Here is a 19,966-nt window from a genome sequence, read left to right on the forward strand (position 1 = left end):
CACCCTGGGCGCCCGGATGGCCGTCAATGCAGGCGTCAGTTCGCGCCGTGGCACAGCGGATAGGGCCGGCCACTGCCGCAAGCACACAGCGCCGGCGCCCCTGACGCGGCGGCCGCCTCCGCAGCATCGCGCTGGCCCTGCCAGTAGCGCTGAATCTGCTGCGCCTGCCGTACCAGCTCGGCCGCAGCTTGGTCGTGCGCCGCTTCGCTGGGCGGCTGCTGTTCCAGGCGTTCCCAGCCGGCCTCGCTGCCGTAGAGCTGCAGGGTCTCGAACCATTCCGGGTGCGCAAGCAGCAGCGGCTGCCAGGCCGACGCGTCCAGCTGGATGCCGCACAGATAGCCCTGGCACCAATCGTCGAGGATGACCAGCGGCTGGCCGTCTTCGCCCTCGGTGCAGCCGAACAAGGGCTGGTAGACCTGCCGCTCGGGCTCGCGCAAGGCCGCGGCCGTGGCCTGCCATTGCTTGAGCAGCAGGGCTTGCACCTGCTGGGCTTGGGCCGGGTCGGCGAAGCTGGGCTGCTGCTGGCCGTGCTCGGCATCAAAGACCCAGGCCAACACGTGCTCGGGCGCCACAGGCTTGGGGCCGCTGACCAGGGCGCAGATGAAGCCGTCGATCATGGGCGCTTGCATGGGCTGATCGAGGCCGGCGTCGTCGGCAAACAAGGCGTCTTCAAGCGCGGCGATGTCGTCCAGCGACCAGCCCAGCTCGACATTGAGCGCCTTGAGAGCGAACACCGAACTAGACCCCTCGGGCGCGGTCGGCCGCGAACTTGGCCTGGAAGGCGGCGAAACCACCCACATCCAGCGCATCGCGCGCTTCCTGCATCAGGTTCAGGTAGTAGTGCAGGTTGTGAATGCTGGTCAGCATGGGGCCCAGCATTTCGCCGCAACGGTCCAGGTGGTGCAGGTAGGCGCGACTGAAGGTCTTGCAGGTGTAGCAAGTGCAGGTCTCATCCACCGGCCGCTCGTCGGTCTTGTAGCGGGCGTTGCGCAGGCGCAGATCGCCGAAGCGGGTGAACAGATGGCCGTTGCGTGCATTGCGGGTGGGCATGACGCAGTCGAACATGTCGATGCCGCGGCTGACGCCTTCGATCAGGTCCTCCGGCGTGCCCACGCCCATCAAGTAACGCGGCTTTTGCGCGGGCAGCTGGTGGCCGATATGGGCCAGCACGCGCTGCATGTCTTCCTTGGGCTCGCCCACCGACAGGCCGCCGATGGCATAGCCGGGCAGGTCCAGCTCGGCCAGGCCGGCCAGGGAATGGTCGCGCAGGTTCTCGAACATGCCGCCCTGGACGATGCCGAACAGGGCGTTGGGGTTCTCCAGGCGAGCGAACTCGTCCTGGCAGCGCTTGGCCCAGCGCAAGCTCATCTCCATGCTCTTGCGGGCTTCCAGCTCGGTGGTGATGTGGCCCTTGCTTTCGTAAGGCGTGCACTCGTCGAACTGCATGACGATGTCGGAGTTGAGCACCGTCTGGATCTGCATGGAGATCTCGGGCGTCAGGAAGAGCTTGTCGCCATTGACCGGCGAGGCGAACTTGACGCCCTCTTCGCTGATCTTGCGCATCTCGCCCAGGCTCCAGACCTGGAAGCCGCCGCTGTCGGTCAGGATGGGCTTGTTCCAGCTCTCGAACTGATGCAGGCCGCCGAACTTGCTCATGATGTCCAGGCCCGGCCGCATCCACAGGTGGAAGGTGTTGCCGAGGATGATCTGGGCGCCCATCTCCTCGAGCGAGCGCGGCATCACGCCCTTGACAGTGCCATAGGTGCCCACCGGCATGAAGATCGGCGTTTGCACGACCCCATGGTTGAGCGTCATCTGGCCACGGCGGGCGTGGCCTTCGGTCTTGAGCAGTTCGAACTTCAGCATAGTGCCGCGATTGTCGCAGCTGTCATCCGGCCGTAAACTGGTCGTTCAGGGGCCATTCAAGATCCGCCCAGCGGGCAGGCCAGCGACCCCGAGTCGCCACACGAGCCCATGCCGTCCTTGTTTCGCCTTTCACTGCCCCGGCTCATGCCCCCAATCCTTCGCCTGGCCCTGCTGCTCGCAAGCCTGAGCGTCGCGCCCGCCACCGCCGTGGCCTGCGGCCCCTACAGCGTGGCCCTGTATGAATTCGGCAGCCTCGGCTATTTCGATGCCCAGCGCCAAGCGCAAGGCGTAGACAAAGACGTGGTCGAGGCGCTGGCCCGGCGCAGCGGTTGCGTGCTGAACACCCGTGTCGACTCGCGTGCGCGCATCTGGGAGCAGCTCAAGCAAGGCACGCTGGAGATGACGGTGTCCGGGGTGGCGACGCCCGAACGCGAGCAGCTGGCCGAGTTCTGGCCCTATCTGGGCACCCGCAACTACGCCCTGATGTCGCGCGACACCGCCCGCAGCTTGGCGAGCTTCGACGATTTCCTCGCTGACCCCAAGCTGCAGCTGCTGGTGGTGCGCAGCTTCAGGCATGGGCAGCAGATCGACGCCTGGATCGAACAGCTGCGAGCCCTGAAGCGGGTCAGCGAAGTGGGTGACTTCCCGACCGCCCTGAAGGTTTTGAAAGCCGGCCGCGGCGACCTGATGTTTGCCCACCCCATGGTGCTCGAGCATTGGCGCGGCGACGCCATGAAGGGCCTGACCATGCTCGACTGGGCGCCGGGCGACAGCGCCATCGGCAGCATCGTCGCCAGCAAAACCCTGGTCAGCGCGGCCGACCGCCAGCTGATGCGCCGCCATCTGGCCGCCATGGTGGCCGACGGCGAGCTTGAGCGAATTCTCAGCAAGCATGTGGGCGCGGACATGGCCAGCCGCCTCCGCTTGCCGCCCGGCACCCAGCCCTGAGGGCCTCGACCCCGCCGATTTCAGCGGCGCGCAGCGGCGTTCAACGGCCTTCGAAAACCCCCAGCGCCTGCTGCGTGGAGCCCCAGGCCAGCCAGACCGCCAGCGCCAGCGGTGGCAGCCAGCGCTCCAGGCCCTTCAGGCTCAGCGCCTCGGGCGAGCCCCAGGCGCTCAGACCTTCGGGCAACAGCCAGAGCAAGGCCGCCGCGGCCAGACCCAAGGCCAGTGGCATCAACCAGGCCAGCAGCCGGGTGGCGGCCGAGGTGACCGAGGGGGCCGCGGGCAGCCCCACGGCGACCGCCGCCCGCTGCTGCGCCGGCAAGGCCGCCATCACAGCGGCGCTGAAAGCAGCCTCTTCATCCAGCGCCGCCGCCTCCTGCGCCAGATCGGCCGCCGCCTCGCGCAGCAGGCCGTCCAGCCAGGCTTCGTCGGCGGCGTCCAGCCGGTCGCTGCTTGGCATTGATGGTGGGGTTGGGGTCATGGCAACACCTCTTCTTCAGTCGCATGCGGCGCCCAGGCCTGCAGAAGTTCCTTGAGCTTAATCTTGCCACGCAGCAAATGGGTTTTGAGCGTGCCCAGCGGCCAGCCCAACAGGGCCGCCGCCTCGCTGTGCGAGAGCTCGGCCAGATAGCAATGCACGATGGCCTCCTGCTCCGGCGCGCTCAGCCGCGCCAGCGCGCGGCCCAGGTCCAGGCGCAGGGCCACCTGATGGGGCAGCTCGGCCGGCAGGCCTGCCGCGGTCTCGCCCTCCCAAGCCCCATCGTCCTCCACCAGGCTCTCGCTGCGCAGCGCCAGCTCGCTCGCGCCCAGGCGCTGCTGCTGCAAAAAGCAGTTGCAGGCGATGCGGTAGAGCCAGCTGCGAAAACGCGCTTCACCGCGAAAAGCGGGCAGCGCGCGGTAGGCCTGCAAAAACGCCTCCTGCGCCAGCTCGTCGGCGCGCGCCGCGTCGCCCCGGGTCAGGCGGCGCAGCAGGGCACGCACCATGCCCTGGTGGCGGCGCAGCAGGCAGGCAAAGGCCGCACGGTCGTCGTGCTGCTGCACCTGGCGCACCCAGAGGCGGTCCTGGGCGTCCTTGGCATCCTCGGAGCTGAGGGCTTGTTCGTCCATGCGCAGGCAAAAACGTTATCAGGCCTCGCTCAGCTGTTCTTCTCGCTGCGCGTTTCCACCCACCACACCAACAGCAAAGCGAGGCCGATGAAGCCTGGGAGGCAGCCGATGGCCCAGAGCCAGCTGCCGGGCTGCATCGCATAGAACATCAGAGCCAGCGCCAGACCGAGGGCAACGTTGACCGCACCGCCGAGCAAGCTGTTGAAGGCTCGAACTCTGGGCGCCTGAGTTCGCAAGCCCATGTCCACACCCAATTGACCCAACAGCTCGGGCGGCAGTGGCTGGCCTTTGTCGGCCAGCTGGCGCAGGGTCTCGTGCAAGAGCTGATCGCGCCGCATCTTGGACTGCACGCCCATGACGATGGCGACGATGGGAATCAGCAGCGCCACGATGGGCACCAGGAAGGGGACGATGTGACGCAAATCGAGGAAGTCCATGGTTGCTGCTCCTGTAGCGGGTGCCTGAGTATTGGGCCGATCAAACAACAAAACTGATCGGGACGCAGGCTTGGATGCGTGGGCGGTGGCGTTTGGATTCAAACGACGCAAAGAATTTTTTTGGAGCGGGCTCTCTTGCCTTCTGCGCCGGCCCGGCCCGGCCCGGCGGCGGGCCCTGCCAACCCTGCCGCGAGAATAGCGCCCATGTCTTCATCGCCTTCGAGCTTCTCCATCGCCCAGGCCGTCCACAGCGAGCTGATCATCAAGAAGAGCCGCTTCATCGGCTGCGTCGAGCCCTGCAGCGGGCGCGAGGCGGCGCTGGCGCGGGTGCAAGAGCTTCGGGAACAGCACCCCACCGCCGTGCACGTGTGCTGGGCCCTGCTGGCCGGCGGCCAATCGGCGGCGGTGGACGATGGCGAGCCCAGCGGCACGGCCGGGCGGCCCATGTTGGAGGTGATGCGCCACCAGGATCTGGAGGGCGTGCTGGCCACCGTGGTGCGCTACTGGGGCGGCACCAAGCTCGGCGCCGGCGGCCTGGTGCGCGCCTACACCGACAGCGTGGCCCAGGCCCTGCTGCAGGCCGAGAAAGTGCCGCGCGTCGCCCTGCACACCCTGCGCTGCACCGTGCCCTATGCGTTTGAAGGCCTGCTGCGCCGCGAGATCGAAGGCGCCGGCGCCGAGCTGCTCGGCGTGCAGCATGGCAGCCAGGTCGAGTTCCGCTTTGCTTTGCCTGTGCCTGCCGTGGCGCCCCTGCTGGCACGGCTGCAGGAGTCGGGCCAGGGGCGCATTGGCTGGCTCAAGGATGAGGGGGCGGACGAGGCCTAAATCTCGTCACGCTGAACTCGTCAGAACAGGCTGCCCTGCGGCGGGCCTGCGCGCAGCCGGGAGAGCAAGGCATCGGTGTGCTCGGCCGGGCCCAGATCAAACGCCTCCGGCGCCGGCAGGCGCTCCGCCGCCAGCAAGGCCTGCGCCTCGCTGACCGAGCCGCGCAGCCAGGCCTGCCAGTCCTCGGGCCGTATCGTCATCACGGCGCGCTTGTCCTGCGCGTCCGGCGGCAGGGCCGGGTCGGGCTTGTGCAGGCGATTGAGCAGCGGGTGTGCGTCGCAATTGAGCGTCAGCATCGAATAGTTGGGGATGAGCTCGCCCGTCTCGGGGTGCTGCCACTCGGACCAGATGCCGGCCAGCGCCCAGGGCAGGCCATCGGCGCGGCGCAGCGGCCACCAGATGTTGCGGCCGGTCTCCCAGTTGGGCTCCTGGTAGCTCTGCGCCGGGATCAAACAACGCCGGCCGCTGAGCCAGGCATCGCGGTACGTGGGCCGCTCGGCCACCGACTCGATCCGCGCGTTGTTCGTCAGAATCGCCCGCCCCGCCGGCCGTGGCTGCTTGGAGCGCGGCGGCACCATGCCCCATTGGCCGATCACGGCCTGGCGGCCAGGTTCATCGCCTCCAGCGGCGGTACTGCCCGCCCGGATGAACAGGCCGCGCCCGAACGGCCCCACCGGCGCCAGCGGGTAGGCCTCTTCGCCCGCCCCGCCGGCTTTCACCACCACCCGGAAATGCCGCTCGACCTCTTCCTTGGGGCTGACGTTGTAGAGATTGCACATGGTGGGGCGACTGTAGCGAGTGCACGCCGCCTCACCGGCCCGAGCGAGTGCCCCGGGCCGCGCTGAGCTCAGCGTTGGCGACGGCGTCGCACCACTACGCCGACAAGGCCGGCACCTAGGGCCATCAAAGCCAGGGACGAGGGCTCGGGCACCGGCGACACGTTCAAAACCAGCGTTTGCTGTCCAAACGTGCTCATGCTTGAAAACAGGAAGTAGTTGTTGGACAAACCTGCAGTCGTGTTGCGCATGCCCAGGGCGAAGCTGTTGCCCTTGGCGGCCTCCAGGGAGCTCAATGCGTTCGCGTTCAGCTCGATCACAAAAGTGCTGAAGTTGTTGGCCTCGCTGATCGAGAAACTGCCGTAGTTCAGGCCGCTGCCGAGGTCCGCAAAGATGCTGGTGCCACGTCCACCGCCGTTCTCCAGACCCAAATAGGCCAGATTGCCGTTGTCAACGTCGTACATCACCCCCGTCTGCAGGCCCTGGCTCACACCCAGGGAATAGGGCAGAGCCATCTCCAGCCGAGCAGACAGCAGCTGCCCCGAGAACGAAGGCAGGCTCCAGCGGTAGAAGCTCCGGTACTCGCTTTGCAGCTGCCCGGTCAGCGTGTTGTTGTTCGCGCTCTGGTGCAGGCCAGCCTCGGTGAACCAACCCAGATTGCTGGCATTCAGGCGAATTTCATCGGCTTGGCTGCCGCAGGACGCCGCCGCCACACACAGGCTCAGCAGCAATTTCTTGTTCAGGGTCATCGTGTCTCCGCATCCACGGGGTTTTGAGTGCGCGGATTCTAGAAAGCGATTTCGCACCGACCATCCGGGACTTCTCGCAGCACGCCCCCTGATTCACGGGGTACGGGCAGAAAAGGCGGGCGCGACGCCGCGCCCGCCGCCCCTCGGCAAACGTGGCTGTCAATCGAAACGGAAGCGGAACTCCTGCATGGCCTCCACCACCTTCTTGTTCTTGCCCATGCTGCACTGGTAGGACTCGATGGCGCGGCGCACGGCGGACTGTAGGCGCTCGTCGCCTTGCAGGCTCAGCACTTCCACCTTGTTCGAGGCGTCGATGCGGAAGCGCGCGCTCAGGGTGAACTCGCCGTGGATGTCCAGCTCGGGGATTTCAGGGCGCGGCATCACGCGGCAATAGGTGGAGGCGCGCTCCGCCTTGGCCGCAGCGGCGGGCTGGGCCTCGGTCTGGCCGCCCGTGGACAGCGCCGCCGACACGCCCAGGCTGGCCGCAGCCAGGCTCAGGGCCAAGAGCAAGCCGCCGTGACGGCGCAGGCGGGACGAGGAACGGGCAACGCTCAGGCTGTTCATCTTCTTCAACATGGCGATTCTTTCAATCAAGGGATGGGTGGATTGCCAAGCCGTGGCAAGAGGCGGTACTGCCGAAGGCAGGCCCTGAGCCTTGAGCAAGGCCTGGGCATACACAGGCCAAGCCTCGGGGCGCCTGGCCAAGACCTGCGCATCGCAGGCCAGCTCCTGGTCCTGGCGCAGGCGGGGCAAGGCCAGCCAGACCAGTGGGTTGAACCATTGCAGCGCCGCCAGGCCCCAGGCCAGCGCACGCAGCGCGTTGTCGTGGCGGGCGGCATGGCCCTGTTCATGCGCCAGCACCAGGCTGCGCTCCTCGGCGCTGAAGCGCTGGGCAAAGTCGCTGGGCAGCACCAGGCGCGGCCGCCAGCAGCCGAGCAAGGCCGGGCTGCTGCCCGCAGGCGCCCACCACAGCCCAGGGCCGGGTCGCAGACGGCGCCGGTAGACCCGGTGCTGTGCGCCGGCCCACAAGCCCAGGCCAAGCACGCCCAGGGCCCAGCCCAGCAGCAGCAGTTGCACGGCAAGGGGCTGGATGCCCGCCAGCCAAGCCTGCACCAGCTGCCAGGCACCCCGCGCCGGAGCGCTCCAGGCCTGCAGCAGCACCATCACCGCAGGCAGCTGCAGCGCCTCGGTCCCGGAGGCTTGAGCCGCCAAGCCGGGCGCAGCCGCCACAGCCAGCGCCATCAGCGGCGGCAAGGCCCAGAGGCTGTACTGACCCTGCGCGCCCAGCCACGCGCGCAGCGGCCGACGCAAGAGCAGCACCCAAACCAAGCCCAGGCTGAAGCCCAGGCTCACGCGGCCCAGCAGGGCCAAGGCCGAGGCGGCATCGATGTCGCTCAGCGCAGAAATAGCGAAGCCGTTCATCGCACACCGCCGCGCCGTTTGCTCGCTGTACGAGCGTTCGCGGCGTTTGCCGGCTTGGCCTTGGATCCTGATGCAGGAGAGGCCGTTGGCGGCTGCTGGTCCAGCAGTTCGCGCAAGGCCTGCACGTCCTCGGGGCTCAGCTGCCGCTGGGCCGAGAAATGCGCCACCAGCGGCGACAAGCGACCACGAAACAGGCGGTCCAACAAGCCCAGCGATTCCTGCCCCTCCCAGGCCTGCTGCTCCAGCAAAGGGCTGTAGAGGTAACGCCGCCCTTCACGCTCGGCATTGATGGCGCCTTTGTTGAGCAAGCGGTTCAGCAAGGTCTTCACCGTGCCCAGCTGCCACTCGCTGGCTTCACCTGGCGCCTCGGCCGCCTGGGCCGCCAGAGCGGCGGCAATGTCCTCAGCCGCCAAAGGCTGCAGATCGGGCTGCGCCCAAAGCACTTGCAAGATGCGGCTTTCCGCGTCGGAGATCGATCCCATCGTCTGGCCCTTTACCCTTTCTCTGCACTTCGCGGCCTTTCGACCGCAATCGACAACAAGTGTTAACGGACGCAATGTTTACGCTTGTTGTCGTTCAAGGCAAGGGGGTGGGAACCCGGAGCGTGGATCCAACACTCCGTACCCATCCGATCGAATCAGATCAAGGCGCGGCCCGGCCCAGGGTGCTGCTGGCGCGCCACTCACGCGCCAACAGCCCGTACTGCAGCAGATCGTGGTGGCGCCCGCTCCAGAACGCGACTTCGCGCTGGCGGCCCTCCTGGGCAAAGCCCAGGCGCTGCAGCAGGGCGACCGAGGCCACGTTGTCTTCGTGGACCTGGGCCTCCACCCGGTGAAGTTGCATGCCCTCGCCGAAACCCCAGTCGAGTGCCGCCGTCAGCGCTTCGCGCATCAGGCCCCGGCCCGCCAGCTCGGGCGCCACCTCGTAGCCCAAGCTGCACTTCGCTCTTCCAGCCACGGTTCCAAGCGAACGAACAAGCCGCAGCTGCCGATCAGGCCGGGCTGGTCTATCAATTGCAGACCCCAACGCACACCGGGATTGGGCAACTGCCGCCAGCTGGCGAAGGTGGCAATCAGCCGCTTGGCCTCGCTCAAGTCCGTCAGCGGTTCGCTGCCAAACCAGGCCATATGGCGCGCATCGCTGTGGATGCGAAACAGGTCCTCGGCGTCGGCCTCGGTGATCTCGCGAAGGAGGAGGCGGGGGGTTTGGAGGAGGGGGAAGTCGGGCATGTCGTCTTCAGCAGATGGGGTCAGTCAGAGCCGGGCGGCGTGCGAAACGGCAAGCTGGGCAGTCAGAGGCCGAATGGCACCCCGGGCGAAACGGCCTGGGACTTCAAATTTAAGGTCTGCCCCTCCTAGATCCCTCGCAGCTCGCTGACTCACCAGGTAGGAACAGGTCTGTTCTTTCGAGTCTTCCCGTCTCGAGCGTTCAGCCGATCGACCTCTGCTTCGATGTGACTTGCGAACGTCGGGCTCTGGAGCAAATGGATAGCATGCGCCTTCAGGTCCGCCGCGGCCGAGAGATCAAGATTGCCAATGAGTCCCACCACGCGCACCACGTAGCTCAGCATGACCGTGCATGGCATTGAGCGCGTAGCGTCCACCTCGGACTCCAACTCCTCGAGCTCGGCATTGGCGCTTCCTGTCGCCCCAAGGCTAATGGTCAGCCAAGGAAACGCAGACTGGAAGTCGGCCAGGGTCTGCTCATCGGATTGGGTACGTGGTTTTTTGTCGAACGTGACGCCATCGCCCTCCGGGTACGGGCTCGCCCAGTAGCCCGCCGCCCTGATGGAAAGGAGCGACGCTTCTAAGAGAGCTTCCTTGCCGGCCAACTGTGCGACATGCCACAAGAGGTTGCCAGTGAAGTCGCCGCGCGGGGGAAGAAGTCTGGCCTTCATTGATCAGTCCTCAGAAGCTGCCGATACGGTTATTCAGAACCATTCGTTCGCTGTACAGGTGAAAGATTGGCCCGTCATCGCCAGCCCGGCGGCCGAAACAACGCCCGCCGGGAAAGGCAATCTGCTCGGCACAGCCACCGTCATGACCAGATAGCTCCCGGCCAACTTCTCTCAAAGCAGCGGTTTCAAGCTGGACTGCAGCTCGGTCATACGTAAGAGGACTTCCTTTACGGCTGCCTCCGGCGCTAGATCGCGCTGGTAGAGGTCAAACCACTCCGCCCCCTTCTTCGGTCGCTGACGCCCTTCGCCTTCACGGGCAACCGACGGGCTCTGCTCGTGAGAGCGAAGGAATTCCGACAGCCATCCGTAGCCCACGCCGAGCCACTTCTCGTGGCCTGGCACCTCGTCGCGCTTGTCCAGGAATATGTGAATGCGGGTGTACTTTGGAAAAAGGTTTGCCAGCCCGTCCATGTACCGCGTCAGCTGAGTAGGGCCCTCTGCTGCGCCAAACTTGTTCTCGATAGCCACGCATAACTGGAGACCGGGATCAATGGCCACGATGTCCAGCAGGTCTCTCTTGCGCTCTGTCGCCTTGACTGCCGAAGCCTTGCCTTTGGCTGGCAGTTTGGCCAGCACATTGAGCTCTGTCTTGACGATCAACGACGAGAGCGCCAGGTTGTGGACCTTCGCAGGCTCAAGGAAGCGGTACGTCTTCAAGTCCAGGTTCGCCGCGTTCTCTGAGCGTCCCGCCTGTGCAAGCAACGATCTCAGTGCCTTGTCGCCCAATCCATGCCCTTCGTTGGGATCGAGCAGCCAGGCGATGAGCCGCGAGACGTTGATCTCTCGGGGCGTGCAGATGTGCAGTGCATGATGCCGTGCACCCAGAGCCAAAAGCTGGTGAACATCCGGATCGCCGTACAAGGCGTTTGCGTACTCGGTATGCCTGGTCATTAGCCCATTCCCCTGATTTCTCGTTGTTGACGCCAGGCATGCTATTGCATCCTTGGAGGGCCAAAGGGTCAGGGCCCGAGGGTCAGGCCTCGAGTTTCAAGTCCTCGTACTCGTACCGCTTAGCTTGGAGCTCGATGGTGCCTCGGCGAATTGGCGAGAAAGGCTAATGGCCGAGACTATCAAAGGGACGCGCCGGCTCATTTGGCAAGCGGCGCAGCCCCGCAATCAGGTTCACATGGCGCCATCTGCCCCATTAAACGGCTCAACGGTATTGCAAGCCGAAGCGTGGGCGCAAACAAAGAAGGAGATGCAAGTTGAAAGACCTGGATCACACGTTTCCTCAGCCCTTCACTACGGCCACTGAGGATGGCCCAGAGGATATGGCCTGATCCCGACCCTTATGCGGCTAAAGTAAGCGCCCATAGCGCCAGGGAGGCGCACGGAAGCTCGACTCATGGCTGCATCAACCATTCAGGTAACTCAGTATCAACGCGGTCGAGTCGAGCGCCTTTCCGCTGAACTAACTTTTGGAATTGCACAGATCGGGAAAGCTGAACTGGCTGGATGGGCCACCATGAGCGCCAAGCACTTTGGTGGGTGCATGATTCGTCGAATCGGCAACATAACTCTACTAGCCAGAGACATTGCCGCTGGCGCTGTTGGCTTCTCGACCGATGCTGTTCGAGCCAGTCAAGATAATCGGCTGTTGGACTTTCTGTGCAAGTCGGCTGGCACTGCTGCGACGACAGCTGGTGACGCTGCAAAAGCTGCAATCGATGCAGCTTCAAAAATCCGAAGACAGCTCACGGAATCACCGGTAGATGCCGTCCCTCAGTTGCTTTCGACAGTCGCCGCCTCCCTGATCGTCGCAGGCGGTCCCAACGCTGACGGCGGTGCGGCCGACCTTGATTTGATGTTCGGAATCGGCGCACACCGGTCTATCCTCAGCCACTCCATCATCATGGGTTCTGCGCTGGAAGCGGGGATCATGAGCGTCCTTTCTTTGGTTGAGCTGGTTCACGATAAGTTGCCCTCCGAGCGAGACCCTCTTTGGGACTCCCTTCACGCACAGGCATCGACTCTCGCCGATGCCATCAAAACAGGTGCAGCGATTGGCTTGGCGTACCACCTATTTGTCGACGGGACCCTTCAAGCAGCGCCGTACCATGACTTGCCAGTTTCAGCGCCGCTGCCAGTTCATCAAGGCATCTTCGTTGTCAACGCTGTCGCTGAAGCCAAGAGCGCGATGCAACCGACAGGTAAGCCATCCCAACCCCGAGCCTCGTCGCAAGGCAAGCGCCACATTGGAAATAGGGCAAGTGCTAACGCAAAAGGGAGAGACTTCGCGCAACAGCACGGCAAGGCGTCTCAACTTGCGCACAAGGCCTATTTGGCCGTTGGTTTAGTAGTTGAGCCCCCCATTGCTAGAAGGATGTCAATCGAGCACTGCACGTTAATTCGTCGCTATGGCGTATGGATGCAAGCTCTCGCCAATGGCGACCTCGAACCAATAACACTGGAGCAACACGAGTTTGTCTCTGTGGCACATAAAGTGGCAGCAGCACAGACCCCATACGAAGTAGCATGGCGCGCATACGAATTAGCATGCTGGCAGGCAGACAACACTTGATCAACCGGTCGGAGTACTGGTTTTTACCTTTCGTTTTAGGGCTAGTGGTCCGGAGAAATCCCCACTTTGTCCTTGTAAAGGAAATTACTATTTTTGCCGATTAATTCGGTATTACGTTGTTCGCCCACCTATTTAGGGGCATTGAACAGTGGAGGACCTCGCAAGAGCAATTCATTGCGAGATTTATAACGAGTCCTGAAGGGCCGGAAGTTTATGTCAAGAAGCACATCGGTGTTACCAAGTAGCGATGATTCCGCTACATCATCTATTGCATCAAAGCGTTGGATTCCACCCGTAGAACGCTTCGCGTCCCACTATGCTCGATACAACGGTCCAATCGGTAAGCTTGGCGCCAACCCGACGACGCATACTGCTGAAGTTCGTTTTTTGGGCAAACCCGGCCTAGGCGTTGTGAAAGCCTTTGCGCTGAGTGATTTTGGCTGGGTGAACGAAGCAATTGCCTGGGCCCTTGGTAATTGCCTCGGAGTTGTAATGCCGCCGCAGGGAATGCTTCTTTTAGTCGCACCTGGTGAACTAGGCTCCGATAAAGAGCCTGAACTCATGGCGGCTCACAACCTGTGGGGCACAGGGGCTATTGTTCTTTGGTGCACCAGTCGCCTTGATATTAAGTGCCCCCAGAATGTCTGGCCGATTCACTGGGAGCGAGTTGTGATGTCAAAGCCGTATGGTCGCAGACTTGCAGCATTTGATGCGTGGCTTGGCAACTGTGACCGCATTGCTCAAAATGCACCGTATTGGTCGAGCAAAGGCTTGGTCGCAGCAATTGATCATGAAAGACTAGCCTTCGCGCAAGATTGGCGCAAAGGAGTACCGATTCATATGGACCGACTAGATGCCCATCAAACACATCTAATGAAGGTCATCCGAGAAATGATTGCAGCCAAAAAGCTCAGAGCAGCGGAAGCGAATGAGCTAGTCGCAGAGTTGGCGGTTATGAGTGAGCCTCATGCAGATACATTAAGTCTGGTTCATGCAGATGCGACGTCACTAGTCGGCGACAACTTTGGAACTGCTGCAGCAGCAAACCTTCTCAAATTCTTATCAGATAGAGCAACACCGGCATTCATCAATGAACGGTTGGAGCAATTGCGATGAACTTCGAATCTCTACTGCGAGACACAACCGTCACTTCTGCGTGGCGAGGAAGTTGGGCACGCTTGTGGCTTCGTCCGGACGTCTTTAGTGCACAAGAATTTTTGGTAGGCTGTGCTGCAATCGATGAACGAGGTCTGTCCGATTTCCGCGTTATTACAGATTCCCAGAAGTTCGAGTGCATTTACGGCGCTGGAACTAAAAGCATGTTCGACCGCATGCTGAGCGATCTGAGACGAGTGCTTGCCCGCGCTCGTGAAACTCGATCCACCTTAGCCGCGGAAAGCTTACCGTTCCCCTTCCGTATAGAAATGGTTGGCCAGCTTAGAGAGCAACTACCGAGCGAGGCACTTGAACGCATGCTCACTGATGGCACTGTTCCAATGGCCGACGATGGCCCGAAAGGAAAACGCCCTCGGTTTGCATCACGTGCCGCTGAGGACGTAGTTGCAGACATCATGGACCAGGTCCGGGGAAAAGCGGGGCTGAGTGCAAACTCGTTTATCAACGAGGGCTACTACGGAGACCAACAACACCAAGTGGGGGTAAATCTAGTAACGTCGAGTGCCGCAGGCGTCATTGCAAGCGGCTGGTTTGCTTCCGCGGATCGTATACAGCTTGAGTTCCTGCTCGGAGTAAACAAACTAGATACCTATGTATCGGTCACCGGCCGAGATCGCGCAAAGAGTGGTTTCTTCTTTATGCGACCGACTATTGAAGACGGACTCACTCGCGCTGTCGCCCAAGAGGTGGAAACTAGGCTAGATAACCTCGAATGGCGCCTCAAGCAAATGCATGTCCGTGTGGTTGTACTATCCAATGCAGAAGAGATTGCGTCTGAGGTCTGCGACTGGGCCGCGACCATTGATTGAGCTAGCGCAGTTTTGCAAGGCAAGACACAGTCATTCAATGTCATATTGATTGAGATCGACCTAGTTCTCACCCTCCCTACAGTGGCCCACGGAGTCACCTGAAGCCCGAGGGTCGCGCCTTGAATTTCAAGGCCTCGCTCCGTACTCGCCCCTTCATTGGAGGTGACCCAGCACCGTTGCCTCGGACGAAGCCGTCCCCAACCCGCTTCGGCAACAATGTCCCCCTAACGCACCCACCCGCCCCAGCCGACGCCATTTCCCGCCCATGAAGCCCCCCCGCCCCCGTTTCTCCCTCCTCCCCACCGCCGCCCTCGCCCTGCTCCTCAGCGCCTGCGCGACGACAACCCCCAGCACCCCAACGGAACCCGCCGGCCCCAAGATCGACCGGACGTATACCTCCGTGGCGCAGGACAGCCGGGCGCTGTTCATCGTCTTGCACTACACGGCGCTGGATTGGGAGAAGTCGCTGAAGGTGCTGGCCACAGGCGGGCAGGTGAGCGCGCATTACCTGGTGCGGGACGAGCCGGCGGCGATTTACCAGCTGGTGGATGAGAACCGGCGGGCCTGGCATGCGGGGGCGAGCTTCTGGGCGGGGCACAGCAATCTGAATTCGGCATCCATCGGCATCGAGATCGTCAACCCCGGCTACAAGGACACGGAGCTGGGCCGCGTCTACCCGCCCTACCCGCAGGCGCAGGTGGACGAGATCATTGCCCTGGTGCGCGACATCGCCAAGCGCCACAACATCCGGCCAGAGCGCATCATCGGCCATTCGGACATCGCACCCGGCCGCAAGCAGGACCCGGGCCCGAGCTTCCCCTGGAAGCAGCTGGCCGATGCCGGCCTGATCCCCTGGCCCGATGCGGTGCAGGTGGCGGCCAAGATTCCGCTCTACGCCGCCTTACCGCCGGACGCGGCCTGGTTCCAGGACAAGCTGACCCGCGTGGGCTACAGCACTTCGCGCAGCGGCATCGAGGACGATCTGACCAAAGCGACGATTGCCACCTTCCAGAGCAAGTACCGCCCGCGCGACTGGAGCGGCGCCATGGACGCGGAAACCGCGGCCCTGCTCGATGTGGCCACCAGCCCGGGCGGTATGCTGCTGGCCAAGTCCATGGCGGCGCCGGCGAACGAGCCGGCCAAGCCGCTGAGCTCGCGCTTCTGATGTGATGGGTTACACGGGCACAAAATCAACTCCGAATCAATGCAACCACAGAGGCACGGAGGCACAGAGGAATTCAATCCCTGCTGGGTGTTGGCTCTGTGCCTCTGTGCTTGCCTTGGAATTGATTGCTGCTTCTCGCCATCGACGCCCGGCTCATTCATAGCCCTTTCGCCCCGACCTCCCCATCGTGCTGACCTTTCTGCTCAAGCGACTCGCCACCCTGCTGCCCACGCTGCTGGGCATCACTCTGGTGGCCTTTGGCCTGATCCGGCTGGTGCCGGGCGACCCCATCGAGATCATGATGGGCGAGCGCCGCCTGGACGCGGCCACCCATGCGGAGCTGATGGCGCGCATGGGCCTGGACCAGCCCCTGCATGTGCAGTACGGCCAGTACCTGGCGCAGCTGGCGCGCGGTGACCTGGGCCAGAGCCTGGTCAGCCGCGAGCCGGTGGCCAAGGAGTTTGCGGCCCTGTTCCCGGCCACGGTGGAGCTGGCCCTGGCGGCCTTGCTGCTGGCCGTGAGCCTGGGCCTGCTGCTGGGTGTGACGGCGGGGCTCAAGCGCGGCTCGCTGCTGGACCAGGGCGTGATGGGCGTGGCCACGGTGGGCTACTCCATGCCGGTGTTCTGGTGGGGGCTGATCCTGATCATGTTCTTCTCGGTGCAGCTGGGCTGGACGCCGGTGTCGGGCCGCATCGGCATCGAGTACGACGTGCCCGTGCGCAGCGGTTTTCTGCTGATCGACAGCTGGCTCTCGGGCGAGGAGGGCGCCTTCCGCTCGGCCTGCCTGCACCTGTTGCTGCCGGCCACCGTGTTGGGCACCAGCACCATGGCGGTGGTGGCGCGCATGACGCGCTCCAGCATGCTGGAGGTGCTGCGCGAGGACTACATCCGCGCCGCCCGCGCCAAGGGCCTGAGCCCGGCGCGCGTGGTGCTGCGCCACGGCCTGCGCAATGCGCTGATCCCGGTGCTGACGGTGATCGGCATGCAGACCGGCAGCCTGCTGGCCGGCGCGGTGCTGACCGAAACCATCTTCTCCTGGCCCGGCATCGGCAAATGGCTGATCGACTCGATCGCCCGGCGCGACTACCCAGTGGTGCAGGCCGGCATCCTGATCTCGGCCCTGACCTTCATTGGCGTGAACCTGCTGGTGGACGTGTTGTACGGCGTGGTCAACCCGCGCATTCGCAGCGAGCGGTAACGAGATGACGACCCCTTCGACACCGACGCCGCTGCCCCCCAGCGCACAGGAAGACGAACTGCTGTTGATGCAAGAGCAGCCGCCCGGCCCGCTGCGCGAGTTCTGGCAAGGCTTTGCCGCCAACCGCGGCGCCCTGGCGGCGCTGGCCGTGTTCGCGCTGATCGCCCTGGCCGCGCTGTTCGCGCCCTGGGTGGCGCCGCACAGCCCGATCGAGCAGTACCGCGATCACATGCTGCAGCCGCCGGTCTGGGCCGAAGGCGGCAGCGCGCGCTTCCTGCTCGGCACCGACGAGCTGGGCCGCGACATGCTCTCGCGCCTGCTGCACGGCGGTCGGGTGTCGCTGGGCATCGGCCTGGCCTCGGTGCTGCTGTCCCTGCTGCCGGGTGTGCTGCTGGGCTTGCTGGCGGCGTTTCACCAGCAATGGCTGTCGCCGGCCATCATGCGGGTGATGGACATCATGCTGGCCTTGCCGGGCCTGCTGCTGGCCATCTGCGTGATCACGGTGCTGGGCCCGGGCCTGGTGAACACGGTGATCGCCATCGCCATCGGCGCCCTGCCCGGCTACACGCGGCTGACGCGCGCCGCCGCCCTGGCCGAGATCCACAAAGACTACGTCACCGCCAGCCGCGTGGCCGGCGCCGGCCCCTTGCGCCTGATGTTCAGCGCCGTGCTGCCCAACTGCATGGCGCCGCTGATCGTCAACGCGACGCTGAGTTTTTCCTCCGCCATCCTGGAAACCGCAGGCCTGGGCTTTCTGGGCCTGGGCGTGCAGGCGCCCACGCCCGAGTGGGGCACCATGCTCAGCGCCGCGCGCGACTATATGCAGCGCGCGCCCTGGGTGGTGACGCTGCCGGGCCTGACGATTCTGTTCAGCGTGCTGAGCATCAACCTGATCGGCGACGGCCTGCGCGACGCGCTCGATCCCAAACTGAAACGGACGCGCTGAGCCATGGCTGAGGACGCAAGCGTGCTGCCGCCCCCCCTGCTGCGCATCGAAAACCTGCGGGTCGAGTTCGGCCGCTTCCCGGCCGTGGACGGGCTGGATTTGAGCCTGGCGCCGGGCGAGCTGCTGGGCATCGTCGGTGAATCGGGCTCGGGCAAATCGGTGGCCATGCTGGCCTTGATGGGCCTGGTGGACGCGCCCGGCCGCGTCAGCGCCGACCGGCTGGAGTTCCAGGGTCAGGACTTGCTGCGCTTGAACGCGCGGGAACGCCGCCGCCTGATCGGCCGCGACATCGCCATGGTGTTCCAGGACGCGCTCTCCAGCCTGGACCCGAGCTACACCGTGGGTGCGCAGATCGCCGAGGTGCTGCAGACGCACCTGGGCCTGCGCGGCGCAGCCGCAAGGCAGCGGGTGGTGGAGCTGCTGGAGCTGGTGGAGATCCCCGATGCGGCGCGCCGCGCCGAGGCCTACCCGCACCAGCTCTCGGGCGGCATGAATCAGCGCGTGATGATCGCCATGGCGATCGCCTGCGGCCCCAAGCTCCTGATCGCCGACGAGCCCACCACCGCCCTGGACGTGACCATCCAGGCCCAAATCATGGAGCTGCTGCTGCGCCTGCAACGCGAGCAGGGCATGGGCTTGCTGATGATCACCCACGACCTGGCCGTGGTGGCCGAGATGGCCCAGCGCGTGGCCGTGATGTACGCCGGCCAGGTGGTCGAGACCGGCCCGCTGCCGGCCCTGTTCGACGCGCCGCGCCACCCCTACACCGCCGCCCTGCTGGCCGCCATCCCCGAGCACAACCGCGGCGCCCGCCGCCTGGCCGCCCTGCCCGGCATCGTGCCCGGCGCGCTGGACCGCCCGGCCGGCTGCCTGCTGAGCCCGCGCTGCGCGCAGGTGCAGGGGCGCTGCCGGAACGAACGGCCAGCGCTCACGAACGAAGGCGTGCGCTGCTTCTTCCCGCTGCCGCCTGCGGCCCGATTGGAGGCGCATCAGCATGGCCAATGAACACGTGAGCCAGCCGGTGCTGCTGCAAGCCGAGAACCTGAGCCGCCACTACCGCGTCAGCCAGGGCCTGTTCCAGGCCAAGGCCACGGTGCGTGCGCTCGATGGCGTGAGCTTCAGCCTTCGGCAGCGCCAGACCCTGGCCGTGGTCGGTGAATCGGGCTGCGGCAAATCGACCCTGGCGCGCCAGCTGACCCTGATCGAGCCGCCCAGCGCCGGCCGCCTGCTGCTCGGCGGCGAGGCCACGGCCGGCGCCGACGGTGCGCGCCTCAAGGCGCTGCGCCAGCAGGTGCAGATGGTGTTCCAAAACCCCTTCAGCTCGCTCAACCCGCGCAAGAGCATTGCCGCCACGCTGGACGAGCCGCTCTTGATCAACACGGCGCTCAGCAAAGCCGAGCGGCGCGAGCGCATCGAGGCGCTGATCACCCAGGTGGGCCTGCGCCCCGAGCATCTGGCGCGTTACCCGCATATGTTCAGCGGCGGCCAGCGGCAGCGCATCGCCATCGCCCGGGCGATGATTCTGCAGCCGCGCATCGTCGTGGCGGACGAGCCGGTTTCGGCCCTGGATGTGTCCATCCAGGCGCAGATCCTCAACCTCTTCATGGACCTGCAGGAGCAATCGGGCACCAGCTACGTCTTCATTTCCCACAACCTCAGCGTGGTCGAGCATGTGGCCGACGAGGTGATGGTGATGTACCTGGGCCGCTCGGTGGAGCTGGGCGAAAAGCGCCGCATCTTTGCCCGGCCCCTGCACCCCTACACCCGCGCACTGATGAGCGCCACACCGGCCCTGCACGCGGCCGAGCGGCGCGAGCGCGTGTTGCTCAAAGGCGAACTGCCCAGCCCGCTCAACCCGCCCAGCGGCTGCGCCTTCCACAAGCGCTGCCCGATGGCGGTGGCGCGGTGCGCGCAGGAAGCGCCGGTGCTGCGCGAGGTGGACGGGCGGCAGGTGGCGTGTCATCAGGTCTGAAGCGCGGCAAGCCCGGCCGAGAACCCAGTCTCGGCTTTCACCGACAATTTGCCTTCGTTGCGCAGCCCGCTGTTTGCGCATTCCACACCCAAGCC

Annotated in this window: 21 protein-coding genes and 1 pseudogene; 10 read left to right on the forward strand and 12 right to left on the reverse strand. The window is 64.7% G+C overall.

The window, feature by feature from the left end; genetic code table 11:
• Nucleotides 1-35 precede the first annotated feature (35 nt).
• Together LNV23_RS05020 and tgt are read right to left on the reverse strand one after the other, a co-directional pair.
• Entirely contained in the window at nucleotides 36-734 is a 699-nt protein-coding gene (locus LNV23_RS05020; RefSeq protein WP_263561960.1) for a UPF0149 family protein, read from the reverse strand.
• 4 nt (nucleotides 735-738) lie between these two features.
• Nucleotides 739-1,866 carry a tRNA guanosine(34) transglycosylase Tgt gene (gene tgt, locus LNV23_RS05025; RefSeq protein ID WP_263561961.1) on the reverse strand — a complete coding sequence of 376 codons (1,128 nt, stop codon included), beginning with the start codon at nucleotides 1,864-1,866 and terminating at the stop codon, nucleotides 739-741.
• Nucleotides 1,867-2,010: 144 nt separating this feature from the next.
• Here tgt and LNV23_RS05030 point away from each other — a divergent pair, with 144 nt between their 5' ends.
• Entirely contained in the window at nucleotides 2,011-2,814 is an 804-nt protein-coding gene (locus tag LNV23_RS05030; protein ID WP_263561962.1) for a substrate-binding periplasmic protein, read from the forward strand.
• 40 nt (nucleotides 2,815-2,854) lie between these two features.
• Here the strand turns inward: LNV23_RS05030 and LNV23_RS05035 are convergent, their stop codons facing one another.
• The 3 genes from LNV23_RS05035 to LNV23_RS05045 are packed head-to-tail and all read right to left on the reverse strand — an operon-like array spanning nucleotide 2,855 to nucleotide 4,355.
• Nucleotides 2,855-3,292 carry a hypothetical protein gene (locus tag LNV23_RS05035; RefSeq protein WP_263561963.1) on the reverse strand — a complete coding sequence of 146 codons (438 nt, stop codon included), beginning with the start codon at nucleotides 3,290-3,292 and terminating at the stop codon, nucleotides 2,855-2,857.
• Nucleotides 3,289-3,918 (reverse strand): RNA polymerase sigma factor, encoded by a 630-nt coding sequence (locus LNV23_RS05040; RefSeq protein ID WP_263561964.1) that lies wholly within the window; start codon nucleotides 3,916-3,918, stop codon nucleotides 3,289-3,291. Before LNV23_RS05040 ends, LNV23_RS05035 begins: the two co-directional genes overlap by 4 nt.
• A 29-nt stretch (nucleotides 3,919-3,947) precedes the next feature.
• The gene (locus LNV23_RS05045; RefSeq protein WP_263561965.1) at nucleotides 3,948-4,355 is read right to left on the reverse strand and encodes a DUF6249 domain-containing protein; all 408 of its coding nucleotides are present in this window, start codon (nucleotides 4,353-4,355) and stop codon (nucleotides 3,948-3,950) included.
• A gap of 204 nt (nucleotides 4,356-4,559) precedes the next feature.
• On the opposite strand from LNV23_RS05045, the gene LNV23_RS05050 reads away from it, so the two are divergent.
• A complete protein-coding gene (locus LNV23_RS05050; RefSeq protein ID WP_263561966.1) occupies nucleotides 4,560-5,180 on the forward strand; it encodes an IMPACT family protein in 621 nt (206 codons plus the stop codon).
• Nucleotides 5,181-5,200: 20 nt separating this feature from the next.
• On the opposite strand, the gene LNV23_RS05055 is transcribed toward LNV23_RS05050, so the two are convergent.
• The 7 genes and pseudogenes from LNV23_RS05055 to LNV23_RS05090 all read right to left on the reverse strand — a co-directional run bounded on the left by LNV23_RS05055 (nucleotide 5,201) and on the right by LNV23_RS05090 (nucleotide 10,945).
• Nucleotides 5,201-5,959, reverse strand: a complete 759-nt coding sequence (locus tag LNV23_RS05055) for an SOS response-associated peptidase (RefSeq protein ID WP_263518068.1) — start codon at nucleotides 5,957-5,959, stop codon at nucleotides 5,201-5,203.
• Between the two features lie 68 nt (nucleotides 5,960-6,027).
• Nucleotides 6,028-6,705 (reverse strand): PEP-CTERM sorting domain-containing protein, encoded by a 678-nt coding sequence (locus LNV23_RS05060; RefSeq protein ID WP_263561967.1) that lies wholly within the window; start codon nucleotides 6,703-6,705, stop codon nucleotides 6,028-6,030.
• A 159-nt stretch (nucleotides 6,706-6,864) separates the two neighbouring features.
• Nucleotides 6,865-8,127, reverse strand: coding sequence for a M56 family metallopeptidase (locus LNV23_RS05065; protein ID WP_263561968.1), 1,263 nt, complete (start codon nucleotides 8,125-8,127; stop codon nucleotides 6,865-6,867).
• Nucleotides 8,124-8,609 carry a BlaI/MecI/CopY family transcriptional regulator gene (locus LNV23_RS05070; RefSeq protein WP_263561969.1) on the reverse strand — a complete coding sequence of 162 codons (486 nt, stop codon included), beginning with the start codon at nucleotides 8,607-8,609 and terminating at the stop codon, nucleotides 8,124-8,126. Before LNV23_RS05070 ends, LNV23_RS05065 begins: the two co-directional genes overlap by 4 nt.
• Nucleotides 8,610-8,769: 160 nt before the next feature.
• Nucleotides 8,770-9,356 (reverse strand): annotated as a pseudogene (locus tag LNV23_RS24055) (GNAT family N-acetyltransferase).
• Nucleotides 9,357-9,505: 149 nt separating this feature from the next.
• A complete protein-coding gene (locus LNV23_RS05085; RefSeq protein WP_263561972.1) occupies nucleotides 9,506-10,024 on the reverse strand; it encodes a hypothetical protein in 519 nt (172 codons plus the stop codon).
• Nucleotides 10,025-10,195: 171 nt separating this feature from the next.
• Nucleotides 10,196-10,945: a PD-(D/E)XK nuclease family protein gene (locus LNV23_RS05090; RefSeq protein WP_263561973.1), complete on the reverse strand. Its 750-nt coding sequence runs from the start codon at nucleotides 10,943-10,945 to the stop codon at nucleotides 10,196-10,198.
• Between the two features lie 484 nt (nucleotides 10,946-11,429).
• Between LNV23_RS05090 and maoP the strand changes: the two genes are divergently transcribed.
• From maoP to LNV23_RS05130, 8 genes are all read left to right on the forward strand, one after another.
• On the forward strand, nucleotides 11,430-12,605 hold the full coding sequence (maoP, locus tag LNV23_RS05095) for a DUF413 domain-containing protein (RefSeq protein ID WP_263561974.1): 1,176 nt from the start codon (nucleotides 11,430-11,432) through the stop codon (nucleotides 12,603-12,605).
• A 231-nt stretch (nucleotides 12,606-12,836) separates the two neighbouring features.
• Nucleotides 12,837-13,721, forward strand: coding sequence for a hypothetical protein (locus LNV23_RS05100; protein WP_263561975.1), 885 nt, complete (start codon nucleotides 12,837-12,839; stop codon nucleotides 13,719-13,721).
• Nucleotides 13,718-14,590, forward strand: coding sequence for a hypothetical protein (locus LNV23_RS05105; RefSeq protein ID WP_263561976.1), 873 nt, complete (start codon nucleotides 13,718-13,720; stop codon nucleotides 14,588-14,590). Before LNV23_RS05100 ends, LNV23_RS05105 begins: the two co-directional genes overlap by 4 nt.
• A gap of 265 nt (nucleotides 14,591-14,855) precedes the next feature.
• Nucleotides 14,856-15,755, forward strand: a complete 900-nt coding sequence (locus tag LNV23_RS05110; RefSeq protein ID WP_263561977.1) for an N-acetylmuramoyl-L-alanine amidase — start codon at nucleotides 14,856-14,858, stop codon at nucleotides 15,753-15,755.
• A gap of 187 nt (nucleotides 15,756-15,942) precedes the next feature.
• Complete coding sequence (locus LNV23_RS05115) at nucleotides 15,943-16,953, forward strand: ABC transporter permease (RefSeq protein ID WP_263561978.1); 1,011 nt, start codon at nucleotides 15,943-15,945, stop codon at nucleotides 16,951-16,953.
• Nucleotides 16,954-17,020: 67 nt separating this feature from the next.
• Nucleotides 17,021-17,899 (forward strand): ABC transporter permease subunit, encoded by an 879-nt coding sequence (locus tag LNV23_RS05120; protein WP_263562270.1) that lies wholly within the window; start codon nucleotides 17,021-17,023, stop codon nucleotides 17,897-17,899.
• Nucleotides 17,900-17,902: 3 nt separating this feature from the next.
• Entirely contained in the window at nucleotides 17,903-18,904 is a 1,002-nt protein-coding gene (locus LNV23_RS05125) for an ABC transporter ATP-binding protein (RefSeq protein ID WP_263561979.1), read from the forward strand.
• Complete coding sequence (locus LNV23_RS05130; RefSeq protein WP_263561980.1) at nucleotides 18,894-19,871, forward strand: peptide ABC transporter ATP-binding protein; 978 nt, start codon at nucleotides 18,894-18,896, stop codon at nucleotides 19,869-19,871. Before LNV23_RS05125 ends, LNV23_RS05130 begins: the two co-directional genes overlap by 11 nt.
• Nucleotides 19,872-19,966: the final 95 nt, after the last annotated feature.

The sequence above is a fragment of the Kinneretia sp. DJ1R-11 genome (assembly GCF_025717595.1).
Classification (GTDB): Bacteria; Pseudomonadota; Gammaproteobacteria; order Burkholderiales; family Burkholderiaceae_C; genus Paucibacter_A.

What these genes read in the sequence shown, in the direction of transcription:
- tgt (WP_263561961.1), bottom strand. Translation starts at nt 1,866, where the DNA reads ATGCTGAAGTTCGAACTGCTCAAGACCGAAGGCCACGCCCGCCGTGGC.
- LNV23_RS05030 (WP_263561962.1), top strand. Translation starts at nt 2,011, where the DNA reads ATGCCCCCAATCCTTCGCCTGGCCCTGCTGCTCGCAAGCCTGAGCGTC.
- LNV23_RS05035 (WP_263561963.1), bottom strand. Translation starts at nt 3,292, where the DNA reads ATGACCCCAACCCCACCATCAATGCCAAGCAGCGACCGGCTGGACGCC.
- LNV23_RS05040 (WP_263561964.1), bottom strand. Translation starts at nt 3,918, where the DNA reads ATGGACGAACAAGCCCTCAGCTCCGAGGATGCCAAGGACGCCCAGGAC.
- LNV23_RS05045 (WP_263561965.1), bottom strand. Translation starts at nt 4,355, where the DNA reads ATGGACTTCCTCGATTTGCGTCACATCGTCCCCTTCCTGGTGCCCATC.
- LNV23_RS05050 (WP_263561966.1), top strand. Translation starts at nt 4,560, where the DNA reads ATGTCTTCATCGCCTTCGAGCTTCTCCATCGCCCAGGCCGTCCACAGC.
- LNV23_RS05055 (WP_263518068.1), bottom strand. Translation starts at nt 5,959, where the DNA reads ATGTGCAATCTCTACAACGTCAGCCCCAAGGAAGAGGTCGAGCGGCAT.
- LNV23_RS05060 (WP_263561967.1), bottom strand. Translation starts at nt 6,705, where the DNA reads ATGACCCTGAACAAGAAATTGCTGCTGAGCCTGTGTGTGGCGGCGGCG.
- LNV23_RS05065 (WP_263561968.1), bottom strand. Translation starts at nt 8,127, where the DNA reads ATGAACGGCTTCGCTATTTCTGCGCTGAGCGACATCGATGCCGCCTCG.
- LNV23_RS05070 (WP_263561969.1), bottom strand. Translation starts at nt 8,609, where the DNA reads ATGGGATCGATCTCCGACGCGGAAAGCCGCATCTTGCAAGTGCTTTGG.
- LNV23_RS05085 (WP_263561972.1), bottom strand. Translation starts at nt 10,024, where the DNA reads ATGAAGGCCAGACTTCTTCCCCCGCGCGGCGACTTCACTGGCAACCTC.
- maoP (WP_263561974.1), top strand. Translation starts at nt 11,430, where the DNA reads ATGGCTGCATCAACCATTCAGGTAACTCAGTATCAACGCGGTCGAGTC.
- LNV23_RS05105 (WP_263561976.1), top strand. Translation starts at nt 13,718, where the DNA reads ATGAACTTCGAATCTCTACTGCGAGACACAACCGTCACTTCTGCGTGG.
- LNV23_RS05110 (WP_263561977.1), top strand. Translation starts at nt 14,856, where the DNA reads ATGAAGCCCCCCCGCCCCCGTTTCTCCCTCCTCCCCACCGCCGCCCTC.
- LNV23_RS05120 (WP_263562270.1), top strand. Translation starts at nt 17,021, where the DNA reads ATGCAAGAGCAGCCGCCCGGCCCGCTGCGCGAGTTCTGGCAAGGCTTT.
- LNV23_RS05125 (WP_263561979.1), top strand. Translation starts at nt 17,903, where the DNA reads ATGGCTGAGGACGCAAGCGTGCTGCCGCCCCCCCTGCTGCGCATCGAA.
- LNV23_RS05130 (WP_263561980.1), top strand. Translation starts at nt 18,894, where the DNA reads ATGGCCAATGAACACGTGAGCCAGCCGGTGCTGCTGCAAGCCGAGAAC.